Here is a 13553-nt window from a genome sequence, read left to right on the forward strand (position 1 = left end):
GCAACGTATCAACTGTAAAACGAACAAAAAGAAGTGCAATTTATCATAATTGTGAGCGGAGGGCGCAGTTGCTTCGAAGGAGATTGGCCGGCGATGTAAGCCGGCCTGAGGGAAATCAGTTTGCCAGGGCGCGTCGCTGCTGGCGTCGCTTGATGATTTTCTCGCGCAGAGTGTCATACGCCCAGTTATAAAACATGGTGTAGGGCAGGAAGAACAGGAAGAACCCAATCTCCAGGGACAACGCCTGCCACAGCGTGACGCCCAGCACCGCAGCAACGATGGAGACGCCGATGACGATAAACCCGCACTCGAACCCTAGCGCGTGCAGGGCGCGCACTTTAGCCGTGCGTTTGATGCGGTGAACGGGCCAGAACCGGTCGAAGCCAAAGTTATAGATAATGTTCCAGAGCATCGCGGTGGTCGCCAGAATAATGGTTAACCCGCCCATTTCAACGACGGAGCGCTGCATAAAATACGCCGCCGTCGGGGCGAGGATCGCCGTGGCAATCCCTTCAAAACAGACGGCATGAAAGATCCGCTCCGGCAGTTTACGTTGGAGTGCATCCTGATGTTGCATAGCATTAGACCTCGTTATTTCGCCAGATGGGGCGTTAATGCCGCCTATTTTTATCGCTAAAGATGATATATAAAAGATGGTATCCATCGATAAAGTAGATACTTCATGCGTTACTCTCCCGAAGCTCTCACCGCCTTTGTTGAAACCGTTGCCGCCGGCTCTTTTTCCGCCGCCGCGCGCCGCCTGCGCAAAAGCCAGTCCACCATCAGCACCTCGATAGCGAACCTGGAGGCCGACCTCGGGTTTGATCTCTTCGACCGCTCGGCGCGCCAGCCGGTGTTAACCAGCCAGGGCGAGCAGGTGCTGGGCTACGTGCAGTCGATTCTTGCCGCCAGCGCCCGTCTGGACGAGCTGGCGGTGTCGCTGACCGCGCAGACCGAAGCGCGCCTGACGTTCGTGCTTTCCGATACGCTCAACCCGGACGTACTGGAAGATCTGATGAACCAGTTCGACCAGCGTTTTCCCCATACGGAATTCGAATGCCTGATTGGCGAGGAAGAGGACGTCATCGACCTGCTGCAGAAGGAGCGGGCGCAGATTGGCCTGACGGAAGCGCGGGAAAGCTACCCGACCGATATTGGCGTGACCCGGCTTCCCATGCAGACCCGGATGGCAATCTACGTCTCGGCGAACCACCCGCTGGCGGGTCAGCATGAGACGAAAGCCGATGAACTGCACGGCTGGCGCGAGCTTCAGCTGAGCACCTACCTCGAGCGGGAGGCGACGCGGGCGCGCGGGCCGGTCTGGTCCGCGCCGAATTACCTGTTACTCCTGAGTATGGCCGTGCAGGGCTTTGGCTGGTGCGCGTTGCCCTGTGCGCTGGTGGATGAATTCGCGGCCGCAAAATCGCTGGTTCAACTCAACGTGCCGGGCTGGCCGCGATCGATAGCCATCGATCTGCTGTGGAATAAACGATCGCCACCTGGCGTCGCGGGAAGCTGGCTGCGCCAGTATTTGCAGGACGCACGCTAATCCTTGTGATTAAACTCACTATTTTTAAACAATTGCATCAATTGTTGATAACAATCCTCTACTATCGTCCTGTCATTTTGCACAGAGGTCGTGATGAAAGATGTCGTTATAGTGGGTGCGTTGCGTACGGCTATCGGCTGTTTTCAGGGAGCGCTTGCGCGTCACTCTGCGGTCGATCTTGGCAGCGTGGTGGTCAAAGCGCTGGTCGAACGCAGCGGGATCGCCGCACATGAAATAGACGAGGTGATCCTCGGCCAGGTGCTGACCGCGGGCGCGGGGCAAAACCCTGCCCGTCAGGCGGCGCTCAAGGGCGGTTTGCCGAATACCGTCTCTGCGATAACCATCAACGATGTCTGTGGCTCGGGCTTAAAGGCGCTCCACCTGGCGACCCAGGCCATCCAGTGTGGCGAAGCGGAGGTGGTGATTGCCGGAGGCCAGGAGAACATGAGCCGCGCCCCGCACGTCCTGACCGACAGCCGCACCGGCGCGCAACTCGGCAACAGCCAGCTGCTCGACAGCCTGGTGCATGACGGGCTGTGGGATGCCTTCAATGACTATCACATGGGCGTAACGGCAGAGAATCTGGCGCGTGAATACGGCATCAGCCGTGAGCTTCAGGACGCCTACGCCCTGAGTTCACAGCAAAAGGCGCGTGCCGCCATTGATTCCGGGCGTTTTCGCGATGAAATCGTCCCGGTCAGCACACAGCGGCAGAACGGCGAGGCCATTGCGGTGGACACCGACGAGCAGCCGCGCACCGACGCCAGCGCAGAAGGGCTGGCAATGCTCAATCCCGCTTTTGAAACGCTTGGATCCGTCACCGCAGGCAATGCCTCGTCCATTAACGACGGTGCGGCGGCGGTGCTGATGATGAGCGAAAGCAAAGCGCAGGAGCTGAATCTCCCTGTGCTCGCGCGCATTAAAGCCTTTGCCAGTGTAGGCGTCGATCCTGCGCTGATGGGGATCGCCCCGGTGTATGCCACCCGACGCTGCCTTGAGCGCGCGGGCTGGCAACTTTCCGACGTCGATCTGATAGAGGTTAACGAAGCCTTTGCGGCGCAGGCGATTTCGGTGGGCAAAATGCTGGAATGGGATCCGCTACGGGTTAACGTTAACGGCGGGGCAATCGCACTCGGTCATCCGATTGGCGCGTCTGGCTGCCGCATTCTGGTCTCCCTGGTCCACGAAATGAAAAAACGTAACGCTCACAAAGGGCTGGCAACGCTCTGTATCGGCGGTGGGCAAGGGGTGGCGCTGGCGATTGAACGCTGACGGTTCTGCCTCTGAGAAAACCTCCTGCCGGGAGGTTTTTTTTTGACATCCGGAAATCTATTTTTACCCTTATCAGCTCTTTCTGATGCATTTAAAAACGCTTGCGCGCGAAATAATTAACGTCGCTAAGTGCTTTGTGTGATCTCTCTCCTGAAATTTACCCTTAATCGCCGCGTTTTGTTGATGGGCTTCACGTCCATTCTTGCCAAAAAAAGTGAAACAAATAATTTCGATCCTGGTCACTAAAATAACGCTATTTAAAAAATAAACTCCAGTTTCATAAAAACGAAACGTTATTTTAATTGAGGGTTTTGTCATGTTTAAACAATCTCTGGTCCTTGCTTCCCTTATTGGTGCGTCATTCGCGGCACAGGCTGTCACGGTCGACCTGCGCCACGAATACATCGATAGCGGCTCGAATGCGGACCGCGTCTCGGTCTCGCATCGCTTTGCCAATGGCCTGGGTTTTTCTGTTGAAGCGAAATGGAAATCCGGTGGTGATAAGGCCGACCGGCCATTTACCGATATGGTGGGTAACGGTCATGAAGATCAAATTAGCTGGCGCTGGAAAGCCACGGACAATATTGCGCTGACGCCTGCATTTACTATTGAGAGCAATGACAGCCGAACTATCTATAAACCGAATCTGCATCTGCAATATAGCTTCGACAGTGGCTTCTATGTGGCTGCGCGTTACCGCTATGAATATACCCGCTATCCGTCCAGCGCAAATAAAGAAGACGATAAAGTTAACCGTGGCGATGCGTGGGTAGGCTGGGTATTAGGCGACTGGCGTACCGAGCTGAACTATGTTTATGCGAAAAGTTCAGAAGGCATGGTTCGTAATAACAATAAAGATTACTCCAACGAATATAACGCCAAGCTGGCGTATAAATGGGATAAAAACTGGGCGCCGTATGTTGAAGTTGGCAACGTGGGCGTGAAAGAGACCGATGAGCGTCAGACCCGTTTCCGTTTAGGCGTGGCGTACTCGTTCTAATCATTCAGCCCCTTCCCCAAAACCCGCCGGGTGGCGCTAACGCTTACCCGGCCTGCTCTTTTCCTCTACGTCTCTGGCTGGCAAAAAATAATCGCGCAATCAGCTAAAAAAAAGCCCTCCGTAGCGGAGGGCAAGGCCAGTTACAGAAACACAAACTCAAATCATGCATGCAACATGTCGGGTTGCTCGGGGAGTTTCGCGATATAGAGCGCCGGTTTGCCGTCTTTATCGGAACTGTACAGTACCGCCTTATCATCCGGAGTAAAGGAGGGATGCGGATGGGTGACCTGGCGGCTGTTCGCGACCGTCGCCCAGGAGGTATCGTGACGGGCGATACGGAACCAGGCTTTTTCCGCCACGTTAAAGCCATAAAGATATGGATCGTTATCGATAGTGTAGCCACCGGTGTCTTTCACATCGACCGGCGTGCCGGAGCCATCGCCTACCAGCAGGGTGCCGTCAGCGTTGCTCATCAGGTGTGAACAGGCGGGCATCTGCATCACCTCTTCATTCACGCCGCTCTCCGGGTTAAAGCGGCTGATGGTGCGCCCCTGTTGCCCTTTTAAATAAGAGACATATATCAGCGCAGAACCGTCCGGTACCCAGAATTCGTGGGTGCAGCTTTCGCCTTCCGCGTGCGCTTTTACCTTACGTACGTTGCTACCGTCTTCGTTAACCAGCCACATGCGGGCATCGACCAGGTCGTGCGGGCCTTCATGGCAGAAGGCCACGGTATTGTCATCAAACGGGCGATAGATCGGATGGCCGAGCCAGATTTTCTCGTCGAGAATGGTCGTGCTTTCGCCGGTTTTCAGGTCCACGCGCAGCAGGCGGCAGTGCGGCCCTTTGTGGAAAAAGTCGTGGAAAATTTTCCAGTCGTTTAGCGGCGTCCAGTCAGCTTTGTCAATTTCGATCCCCACCAGTTTGGTGCAGTCGCTGTTGGCAACCCAGGTACCATAGCCGACCCACTCATCGGGGACGCGGTACACTTCGCGCTCGGCCAGGGTCTTTAAATTCACCTCCAGCAGCGTGCGATCGTTCTTCACATAGTAGAACGAAGTGTCATCCGGCGAGAGGAACCCGCCGAAGGTGTTATCACCCGCACCTTCCGTCAGCTGCACCGCTTCTGCATTTTTCAGATCCAGCAGGTAGTAATTCCAGTGACCGTCAAATTCCCCGGCAAACAGCAGATGGCTGCCATCGTTAAAGAAGCACTTCTGGTAGAAGTAGTTGCGATGACAGGTTACCTCGGGCGGGGTCAGGCGGGTGACTTCCACGCCCGTATCCGGATCGCGGCTGACCGCATAGTTCAGCTTGACCCGCATACCTTTAGCCATAATGCACTCCTTTAAAAGAGAAAAGTTGAATTGAAAACTTGCCTCTAAATTATCAAAACATCGTTTCAATGTGTGTGACTGGCCGCGCACTTTGTAATAAAGAGTGACCGCTAAGCCGCAATCTTTGATTTTTAACGCGAAATGTTTTTGTCGGCGTTAAAAGTTGAAGGTTTTATAATGCTTTGTTTCTTATCATAAATATTCATTTTGTCCCCTTGCTCTCATTTCACTGACACCAGACAATCGTGATCCGAACGCCATTTTTGCTATAAACTCACAGAAAAATTGAAACGTTGTTTTAAATGTAATTGAAAACCCCTGATTCAAGGGATAGTATGTCTTCATCAACAAAACGGAACATCGTTTCGTTAATTATCTCTGCCTTCGGGCACGATCAATTCTGGAGGTTAAGGTGGACGTCAGACAAAGCATCCACAGTGCGCATGCAAAAACGCTGGATACCCAGGGGCTGCGCAGTGAGTTTTTAGTTGAGCAGGTTTTTACAGCCGATAACTACACCATGGTGTATAGCCACATTGACCGCATTATCGTCGGTGGGATCATGCCGGTTGCAAAAAACGTCTCAGTAGGCGGGGAAGTGGGTAAGCAGCTGGGCGTGAGCTATTTTCTGGAGCGTCGTGAGCTGGGCGTGATCAACATCGGCGGGCCGGGCACCATTACCGTCGACGGCCAGTGCTACGAAATCGGCCATCGCGATGCGTTGTACGTGGGGAAAGGGGCCAAAGAGGTGGTGTTTGCCAGCATCGACAGCGGTAAACCTGCGAAGTTTTACTACAACTGCGCCCCGGCCCATACCTCTTATCCCACCAAAAAAGTGACCCCGGCGGACGTGGCTCCGGTCACGCTTGGCGATGACCTCACCAGCAACCGCCGCACCATCAACAAATACTTTGTGCCGGATGTGCTGGAAACCTGCCAGCTGAGCATGGGGCTGACCGAGCTGGCGCCGGGTAACCTGTGGAATACCATGCCGTGCCATACCCACGAACGCCGCATGGAAGTTTACTTCTATTTCAATATGGATGACGACGCCTGCGTGTTCCACATGATGGGGCAGCCGCAGGAAACGCGTCATATCGTGATGCATAACGAACAGGCGGTCATTTCGCCGAGCTGGTCGATTCATTCAGGCGTGGGAACGAAGGCCTATACCTTCATCTGGGGTATGGTCGGTGAAAACCAGGTCTTCGATGACATGGACCACGTCGCAGTAAAAGATCTGCGCTAGTCGCAGGCAGTTAAGTTTAAACCTGCCTGTTGGTGACAGGCGCTGATAGAGTGAGGAACAAACATGATTCTGGATGCATTTTCTCTGCAGGGTAAAGTGGCTGTCGTGTCCGGTTGTGACACCGGGCTGGGTCAGGGGATGGCGTTAGGCCTGGCGGAAGCGGGCTGCGATATCGTGGGCATCAACATCGTTGAACCAACGGAAACCATCGAGCGCGTTACCGCGCTGGGCCGCCGCTTCCTGAGCCTGACCGCCGACCTGCGTCAAATTGACGTCATCCCGGAGCTGCTGGAGCGCGCGGTGGCGGAGTACGGACATATCGATATTCTGGTCAACAACGCGGGCCTGATCCGTCGCGAAGACGCGATCAGCTTTAGCGAGCGCGACTGGGACGACGTCATGAACCTGAACATCAAGAGCGTGTTCTTTATGTCTCAGGCGGCGGCGAAGCACTTTATTGCCCAGGGCAACGGTGGCAAGATCATTAATATCGCGTCGATGCTCTCCTTCCAGGGCGGTATTCGCGTGCCATCCTACACGGCGTCTAAAAGCGCGGTAATGGGCGTTACCCGCCTGCTGGCGAACGAGTGGGCGCAGCACAACATCAACGTTAACGCGATTGCACCGGGCTACATGGCGACTAACAATACCCAGCAGCTGCGTGCTGATGAAGAGCGTAGCGCGGCTATCCTTGAGCGTATCCCTGCGGGACGCTGGGGCCTGCCGAGCGATCTGATGGGGCCGGTTGTCTTCCTGGCTTCCCCGGCGTCTGACTATATCAACGGTTACACCGTGGCCGTTGACGGCGGCTGGCTGGCGCGTTAATACCCCAGTCGGTAATAACCTCTGCCCTTGGGCGGAGGTTTTTTTTGCCTCGAAATACCCATTATCCATATCGCTAAAGATGAAAAATCCATATTGATAAGCGTGGGTTGATGCTGGTCACACTATAATCTGTTGTAAATTAAGAAATTAGTCAAAACAGAGGATTATTCAGGATTAGTTGAAAGTGTAATGTCCATCACATAACGCTACCTTGCAGCGAAATAATCCATATCTTCACCAGTTCCGGCCTGACACTTTTCCGCGCTATCTCGTAATTTCAGTGAACGAATTTCGCTGTTCAGGCAGGAAACTATGACATCTCTCAATGACTCTACCCTCATGCCTGCGGCGCTGCGCGACACCCGCCGCATGAACCAGTTTGTCTCCGTCGCGGCGGCCGTAGCGGGTCTGTTGTTTGGGCTGGATATCGGCGTTATCGCCGGTGCGCTGCCGTTTATCACCGATCATTTCACGTTAAGTCATCGCCTGCAGGAGTGGGTGGTGAGCAGCATGATGCTGGGCGCCGCAATTGGGGCGTTGTTCAACGGCTGGCTCTCGTTCCGCCTGGGACGAAAGTACAGCCTGATGGTCGGGGCGATCCTGTTTGTGGCCGGTTCACTGGGGTCGGCGTTTGCCACAAGCGTTGAGGTGCTGTTGCTCTCCCGCGTGCTGCTTGGCGTGGCTGTGGGGATCGCCTCCTACACCGCGCCGCTGTATCTCTCCGAAATGGCGAGCGAGAACGTGCGCGGCAAGATGATCAGCATGTATCAGCTGATGGTGACGCTCGGCATCGTGCTGGCGTTTCTTTCCGATACCTGGTTCAGCTACACCGGTAACTGGCGCGCCATGCTCGGCGTGCTGGCGTTGCCCGCGCTGTTGCTGATGGTGCTGGTGATTTTTCTGCCGAATAGCCCGCGCTGGCTGGCGCAAAAAGGCCGCCACGTCGAGGCGGAAGAAGTGCTGCGAATGCTGCGTGACACCTCTGAAAAAGCGCGTGACGAGTTGAACGAGATCCGCGAAAGCCTGAAGCTGAAGCAGGGCGGCTGGGCGCTGTTTAAGGTCAACCGCAACGTGCGCCGCGCCGTGTTTCTGGGAATGCTCTTGCAGGCGATGCAGCAGTTTACGGGCATGAACATCATCATGTACTACGCCCCGCGCATCTTTAAAATGGCGGGCTTCACCACGACCGAGCAGCAGATGATCGCCACCCTGGTGGTCGGGCTGACCTTTATGTTCGCCACCTTTATTGCCGTATTTACCGTCGATAAAGCCGGACGTAAACCGGCGCTGAAAATTGGCTTTAGCGTGATGGCGCTCGGTACGCTGATCCTCGGCTATTGCCTGATGCAGTTTGATCAGGGCACGGCGTCGAGCGGGCTTTCCTGGCTCTCCGTCGGCATGACCATGATGTGCATTGCCGGTTATGCAATGAGCGCCGCGCCGGTGGTGTGGATCCTGTGCTCTGAAATTCAGCCGCTAAAATGCCGCGACTTTGGTATCACCTGTTCCACCACCACCAACTGGGTGTCGAACATGATTATCGGTGCGACGTTCCTGACGCTGCTGGATGCCATTGGTGCAGCGGGAACATTCTGGCTCTACACGGTGCTGAACGTGGCGTTTATTGGCGTAACGTTCTGGCTGATCCCAGAAACCAAAGGGGTGACGCTGGAGCATATTGAACGCAAGCTGATGGCGGGGGAGAAGTTAAAAAACATAGGCGTGTGATTTTATTGCCCGGTGGCGCTTACGCTTACCGGGCCTACGATAGCCTGTAGGCCGGGTAAGCGTAAGCGCCACCCGGCTTTGTTTTTTTACCGCATCGCACGTCTTAAAATACGTTCCGCCTGACGCTGGAAGTCAGCGGCGGTCTCTTCGACGGTTTTCTGACCGTAGTCGAGGTACTGCAACGACGTGCCAAACTGCGCCACGATTTGCGGGTCGTCAAAATAGGGTGAAACGGAGAGTTTTGTCGGCAGGGATTGCGCCAGGCGCAGGCCGGCAACCGACGGGTCGTTCTCCTTGATCGTGCCGTCCTCGGTGAGGAACTGCACCGCCGCTTTGCTCAGCGGCACGCCGCGTTCCAGCCCCAGCGTGTCCACCCCCTCTTTGCTGTTCAGCAGGAAGTTAATCAGCTTCGCCGCCGCCTGCGGGTTCTTGGTGGATTTACCAATCGACAGCATCTGCGCCGGTTTAAAGAACAGGCCCGCGTCGGTCGCGCCCGGCAGCATCGGATAATTACCCAGCGCCAGTTTTGCCGGTGGCTTCAGGTTGTCGGAGTATTTGTTAATGGTTGAGTTCCACATGTAGGTTCCGCCCCATTCGCCCTGGATCCACGGCTTCATCTCATACATGTTGCTCTTGCCAAACGACGCATAGTATTTGGTGTCCGGCATGACGTGACTGTCGATCAGCTTTTTGTAGGTCTGGAAAAACTCAACCCACTGCTCTTTGGAATAAGTGAACTTTTTGGTCTTCTCGTCCACCGCCGGAATGTTGTATTTCTGGATCATGTAGGAGTTCAGCAGCGCCAGGGTGTCCTGATGTTCCAGCACTACCGGATAATACTGCTTGCCGAGTTTGCTCTCGAACGCCTTACCGGCGGCCATCAGCTCGTCCCAGGTTTTTGGGTATTCAACGCCCGCTTTTTTCCAGGTCTCGTCGTTGAAATAGAAAACGCGCGCGGTGACGGAGATCGGAATGCCGTTCAGCTTGCCGTTAACCGTGGTCGACTGCAGCTCTTTCGGATCGAACTGCGTCAGGTCAATGGTGTCTTTCAGCGTGTTCAGATCGTAGAAGCCGTCACCGGTTTTAGAGAAAATCGGCAGCCAGTTCCAGTTGGTCTGCATCACGTCCGGTTCGGTGCCGCCTGCAATCTGGGTCGTCAGGCGCGATAAGTGGCCGTCCCAGCCGGTGTATTCTGCTTTGACGTTAATGTCCGGGTTCTGTTTATGGAACTCTTCCAGCGCTTTCAGGGTGACCTGGTGACGGCCATTGCCGCCCCACCAGGACATGCGTAAATCGACATTTTGCGCCATCGATGGCAATGCGGTAAGGCCCAGAGTCGCGGAGATTGCTGCGCTTAAAAGCACTTTTTTCATTTTTATAACTCCATTAAAGAGAGATGTTCTGCTCGGTTTTCGCGTCAAAAACATGACACTTATTCATGTCAAACGTGAAGTACACCTTGCGATGAAGGCCTTTATCAATCATCGGTTTGGCTTCATCGGAAGGAATTCGGGCGGTCAGTTCGTAGTCCGCGACTTTGAGGTAAACAAAGAATTCGTGGCCCATATTTTCGACGCGCACCATCTCGCCGCTGCATCCGCCGTTCGGGAACGGCTCGTCGGAGAGCGAAACAAATTCCGGGCGCACGCCGTAAAAGACCTCCTGCCCGGCATAAGCGGAGACTTTCTCCTGCATGGCCGCGTTTAACGGCATGGATTCAGCCCCGATGGCGATATGCAGTCGGCCCTCTTTTTCCACCAGACGGCAGGTGCGAATGTTCATCTCCGGCGCGCCGATAAAGCCCGCCACGAACATGTTTTTGGGTTTGTGATAAAGGTTGTCCGGGGTATCCACCTGCATGATGTGGCCGAGCTTCATCACGCAGATGCGGTCGCCCATGGTCATCGCTTCGGTCTGGTCGTGAGTCACATAGACGGTGGTGGCCGGTTTGCCTGACGCCTTAAGCTGTTTGTGCAGGTCGGAAATGCGGATGCGCATGGAGGCGCGCAGCTTGGCATCGAGGTTCGACAGCGGCTCATCGAACAGGAACACGTCCGGCTTTTTGACAATCGCACGGCCTACGGCCACGCGCTGTGCCTGACCGCCGGAAAGCTGACGCGGCAGACGGTCGAGCAACTCTTCCAGCTCGAGGATTTTGGCCGCCTCGTTCACCTGAGACTCAATCTGATCTTTCGGCAGCTTGCTGAGCTTCAGGCCAAAGGCCAGGTTCTCGCGCACCGTCATGTGCGGATAGAGCGCATAGTTCTGGAACACCATCGCGATCCCGCGCTCTTTCGGTGCGAGGTTGTTCACAATCTTCTCGCCGATGCGCACTTCGCCGCCGCTGATGGTCTCCAGCCCGGCCAGCATGCGCAGGGTGGTGGATTTGGCGCAGCCGGACGGCCCGACGATCACCATAAACTCGCCTTCAGCGATTTTCAGGTCGATAGCATGTACCGCTTTGAAGCCGTTGGAGTAGACCTTTTCCAGTTTGTTGAAGATAACTTCAGCCATGGTATTTCCCTCTTAACCTTTAATTCCGCTGCTGGTCACGCCCTGGACGAAGTAGCGCTGTGCCAGGAAGAAGACGATGATGGATGGCAAAATGGAGATGCTCGCCATTGCCAGAATTTCGTTCCACGGCGCCCCTTCGGTGACGTCGATGGACATTTTCAGAGCCAGTGCAATCGGGTATTTATCCACGCTGTAGACATAGATCAGCGGCCCGATAAAGTCGTTCATGGACCACATAAACTGGAACAGGGCGACGGAGATGATGGCAGGCTTCAGAATCGGCACGACCACATACCACAGCACCTGAATGGAGTTACAGCCGTCAATCTGTGCGGCTTCCTCCATGTCACGCGGCACGCCGCGCAGGAACTGGATCAGCATGAACACGAAGAACCCCTGCGTGGCGAAGGCCAGCGGCAGGTACAGCGGCATGTAGCTGTTCAGCATGCCCATTTCACGGAACATCAGGTACTGCGGGATCAGCAGCACGGTGCTCGGCAGCAGCATGGTGGTGATGAGCGTGGCGAACCAGAACTTCTTCCACGGGATCTCGAAGCGGGCAAAGCCGTACGCCACGATGGTGGAGGAGATAATGGTCAGGATCACTTTGGGGATCACATACTTAAAGGTGTTCAGCATGTAATGGCCAAAGTTGTACTCGGTCCCGGTTTTCCAGCCGTTAACGAAGCCGTCCCATGTGGCGTGGGCAGGCCACAGGCTCAGGGTGGTGAAGATCTCGTGGTTCGGTTTGAACGACGCCGAGAACATCCACACCAGCGGGTAAAGCATCAGCAGGCCGACAAACAGCAGGATCACGTAGCGAATGCTGGCGTTGATCTTCTCTTTGCGCAGGGTGCGCGCCACTTCGCGCTCGGCGACGCTTCTCGCCGTGGAGAGTTGTTGGATATCAGCCATTTTTGCCTCCTTTATCGGCGGAGTAGAACACCCAGTATTTCGACGACTTAAAGGCGATACCGGCAAAGACGGCGACCACCAGGAACAGAACCCACGCCAGCGCCGCCCCGTACCCCATGTCGAAGTATTTAAACGCGGTGTCGTAGATATAGAGCGAGAACAGGTAGGTCGAGTAGGTTGGCCCGCCGCCGGTGATGACGTATGGCCCGGTAAATTCCTGGAACGCCTGGGTCGTCTGCATGATGAAGTTGAAGAAAATCACCGGGGTAATCAGCGGCACGGTCACTTTCATGAACATCTGCCATTTTGACGCCCCGTCGATCATCGCCGCTTCATACTGCGACTGCGGCACGTTTTGCAGCGCCGCGAGGAAGATGACCATCGCGGAGCCAAACTGCCAGACGCGCAGCAGCGTCACGGACATCAGCGCCAGAGACGGCTCGCCCAGCCAGTTCACCGGGTCTAAACCAAACACCCCGATAAAGCTGTTAAGCAGGCCATCAATGGCAAAAAGCGCGCGCCAGAGCACCGCAATGGCGACGGAACTGCCGAGAATAGAGGGAATATAGTAGGCGGTACGGAAGAATCCGATGCCACGTAATTTAAAGTTCAGAACAAACGCTATTCCTAATGCAAACGCGAGCTTTAAGGGGATGGTTAAAAATACATACGCGAACGTCACGCCCATTGATTTCCAGAAGAGCGTGTCTTCGGTAAACATGTAGCGATAGTTCTCAATGCCGTTAAACACCGGCGGGCTCATCAGATCGTAATCCGTAAAGCTGAGAAAGAACGATGAGACAAAAGGGAAAGCCGTAAAGAGTATCAGCCCAATTATGTAGGGCGATATCCACGCTAACCCCAGCAGCTTGTTTTCATTCATACATACCTACCTGGCGATCGATGGTTTAAAACGGAATCTGCGTTTCGTTACCGCGCCCACGCCTGTTAAGTGCGGCATGAGCGAGAATGCTTAGGGCTGCGCGTCTCGGCTGTACTCATTGACATATTGTTTTTTAAGGATTTTGTAGAGCTGTGCTCGCTGCGCGCGGGTTTAGTTTCAAAAGAGACGAACCACTGTTTTTGAATACTAAAACGTCGTTTTAATTTATTTTATTGCGATTTGTTTCCGCGTCATTCGCTTAATGATGGAAATGTGATCAA

At 54.8% G+C, this 13553-nt stretch carries 12 protein-coding genes; 6 read left to right on the plus strand and 6 right to left on the minus strand.

Annotated elements, in window-relative coordinates:
• Positions 1–115 precede the first annotated feature (115 nt).
• A complete protein-coding gene (locus QLG21_RS17325) occupies positions 116–577 on the minus strand; it encodes a multidrug/biocide efflux PACE transporter (protein ID WP_042321875.1) in 462 nt (153 codons plus the stop codon).
• Between the two features lie 105 nt (positions 578–682).
• On the opposite strand from QLG21_RS17325, the gene QLG21_RS17330 reads away from it, so the two are divergent.
• From QLG21_RS17330 to QLG21_RS17340, 3 genes are all read left to right on the plus strand, one after another.
• Positions 683–1549, plus strand: coding sequence for a LysR family transcriptional regulator (locus QLG21_RS17330; protein ID WP_006178346.1), 867 nt, complete (start codon positions 683–685; stop codon positions 1547–1549).
• Positions 1550–1642: 93 nt separating this feature from the next.
• Positions 1643–2821 (plus strand): acetyl-CoA C-acetyltransferase, encoded by a 1179-nt coding sequence (locus tag QLG21_RS17335; protein WP_006178345.1) that lies wholly within the window; start codon positions 1643–1645, stop codon positions 2819–2821.
• Between the two features lie 316 nt (positions 2822–3137).
• Entirely contained in the window at positions 3138–3821 is a 684-nt protein-coding gene (locus QLG21_RS17340) for an oligogalacturonate-specific porin KdgM family protein (RefSeq protein WP_006178343.1), read from the plus strand.
• Between the two features lie 161 nt (positions 3822–3982).
• Here QLG21_RS17340 and QLG21_RS17345 read toward each other — a convergent pair whose 3' ends face one another.
• A complete protein-coding gene (locus QLG21_RS17345) occupies positions 3983–5158 on the minus strand; it encodes an oligogalacturonate lyase family protein (protein ID WP_006178342.1) in 1176 nt (391 codons plus the stop codon).
• 412 nt (positions 5159–5570) lie between these two features.
• Here QLG21_RS17345 and kduI point away from each other — a divergent pair, with 412 nt between their 5' ends.
• The 3 genes from kduI to QLG21_RS17360 all read left to right on the plus strand — a co-directional run bounded on the left by kduI (position 5571) and on the right by QLG21_RS17360 (position 8960).
• A complete protein-coding gene (gene kduI / locus QLG21_RS17350; RefSeq protein WP_137849892.1) occupies positions 5571–6407 on the plus strand; it encodes a 5-dehydro-4-deoxy-D-glucuronate isomerase in 837 nt (278 codons plus the stop codon).
• A gap of 63 nt (positions 6408–6470) precedes the next feature.
• A complete protein-coding gene (gene kduD, locus QLG21_RS17355) occupies positions 6471–7232 on the plus strand; it encodes a 2-dehydro-3-deoxy-D-gluconate 5-dehydrogenase KduD (RefSeq protein ID WP_006178340.1) in 762 nt (253 codons plus the stop codon).
• Positions 7233–7526: 294 nt separating this feature from the next.
• Positions 7527–8960: a sugar porter family MFS transporter gene (locus QLG21_RS17360; RefSeq protein ID WP_265348730.1), complete on the plus strand. Its 1434-nt coding sequence runs from the start codon at positions 7527–7529 to the stop codon at positions 8958–8960.
• A gap of 86 nt (positions 8961–9046) precedes the next feature.
• Here the strand turns inward: QLG21_RS17360 and QLG21_RS17365 are convergent, their stop codons facing one another.
• The 4 genes from QLG21_RS17365 to QLG21_RS17380 are packed head-to-tail and all read right to left on the minus strand — an operon-like array spanning position 9047 to position 13272.
• Positions 9047–10333: an ABC transporter substrate-binding protein gene (locus tag QLG21_RS17365; protein WP_006178337.1), complete on the minus strand. Its 1287-nt coding sequence runs from the start codon at positions 10331–10333 to the stop codon at positions 9047–9049.
• Between the two features lie 13 nt (positions 10334–10346).
• Positions 10347–11474: an ABC transporter ATP-binding protein gene (locus QLG21_RS17370; RefSeq protein WP_101737035.1), complete on the minus strand. Its 1128-nt coding sequence runs from the start codon at positions 11472–11474 to the stop codon at positions 10347–10349.
• Between the two features lie 12 nt (positions 11475–11486).
• A complete protein-coding gene (locus tag QLG21_RS17375; RefSeq protein WP_006178334.1) occupies positions 11487–12389 on the minus strand; it encodes a carbohydrate ABC transporter permease in 903 nt (300 codons plus the stop codon).
• Complete coding sequence (locus QLG21_RS17380) at positions 12382–13272, minus strand: sugar ABC transporter permease (protein ID WP_137849889.1); 891 nt, start codon at positions 13270–13272, stop codon at positions 12382–12384. The genes QLG21_RS17375 and QLG21_RS17380 overlap by 8 nt, the downstream gene beginning before the upstream one ends.
• Positions 13273–13553: the final 281 nt, after the last annotated feature.

Source organism: Enterobacter sp. V87_3, from assembly GCF_029967835.1.
Taxonomy (GTDB): domain Bacteria; phylum Pseudomonadota; class Gammaproteobacteria; order Enterobacterales; family Enterobacteriaceae; genus Enterobacter; species Enterobacter cancerogenus.

Coding starts and splice junctions, on each gene's coding strand:
- QLG21_RS17325 (WP_042321875.1), bottom strand. CDS start 577: ATGCAACATCAGGATGCACTCCAACGTAAACTGCCGGAGCGGATCTTT.
- QLG21_RS17330 (WP_006178346.1), top strand. CDS start 683: ATGCGTTACTCTCCCGAAGCTCTCACCGCCTTTGTTGAAACCGTTGCC.
- QLG21_RS17335 (WP_006178345.1), top strand. CDS start 1,643: ATGAAAGATGTCGTTATAGTGGGTGCGTTGCGTACGGCTATCGGCTGT.
- QLG21_RS17340 (WP_006178343.1), top strand. CDS start 3,138: ATGTTTAAACAATCTCTGGTCCTTGCTTCCCTTATTGGTGCGTCATTC.
- QLG21_RS17345 (WP_006178342.1), bottom strand. CDS start 5,158: ATGGCTAAAGGTATGCGGGTCAAGCTGAACTATGCGGTCAGCCGCGAT.
- kduD (WP_006178340.1), top strand. CDS start 6,471: ATGATTCTGGATGCATTTTCTCTGCAGGGTAAAGTGGCTGTCGTGTCC.
- QLG21_RS17365 (WP_006178337.1), bottom strand. CDS start 10,333: ATGAAAAAAGTGCTTTTAAGCGCAGCAATCTCCGCGACTCTGGGCCTT.
- QLG21_RS17370 (WP_101737035.1), bottom strand. CDS start 11,474: ATGGCTGAAGTTATCTTCAACAAACTGGAAAAGGTCTACTCCAACGGC.
- QLG21_RS17375 (WP_006178334.1), bottom strand. CDS start 12,389: ATGGCTGATATCCAACAACTCTCCACGGCGAGAAGCGTCGCCGAGCGC.
- QLG21_RS17380 (WP_137849889.1), bottom strand. CDS start 13,272: ATGAATGAAAACAAGCTGCTGGGGTTAGCGTGGATATCGCCCTACATA.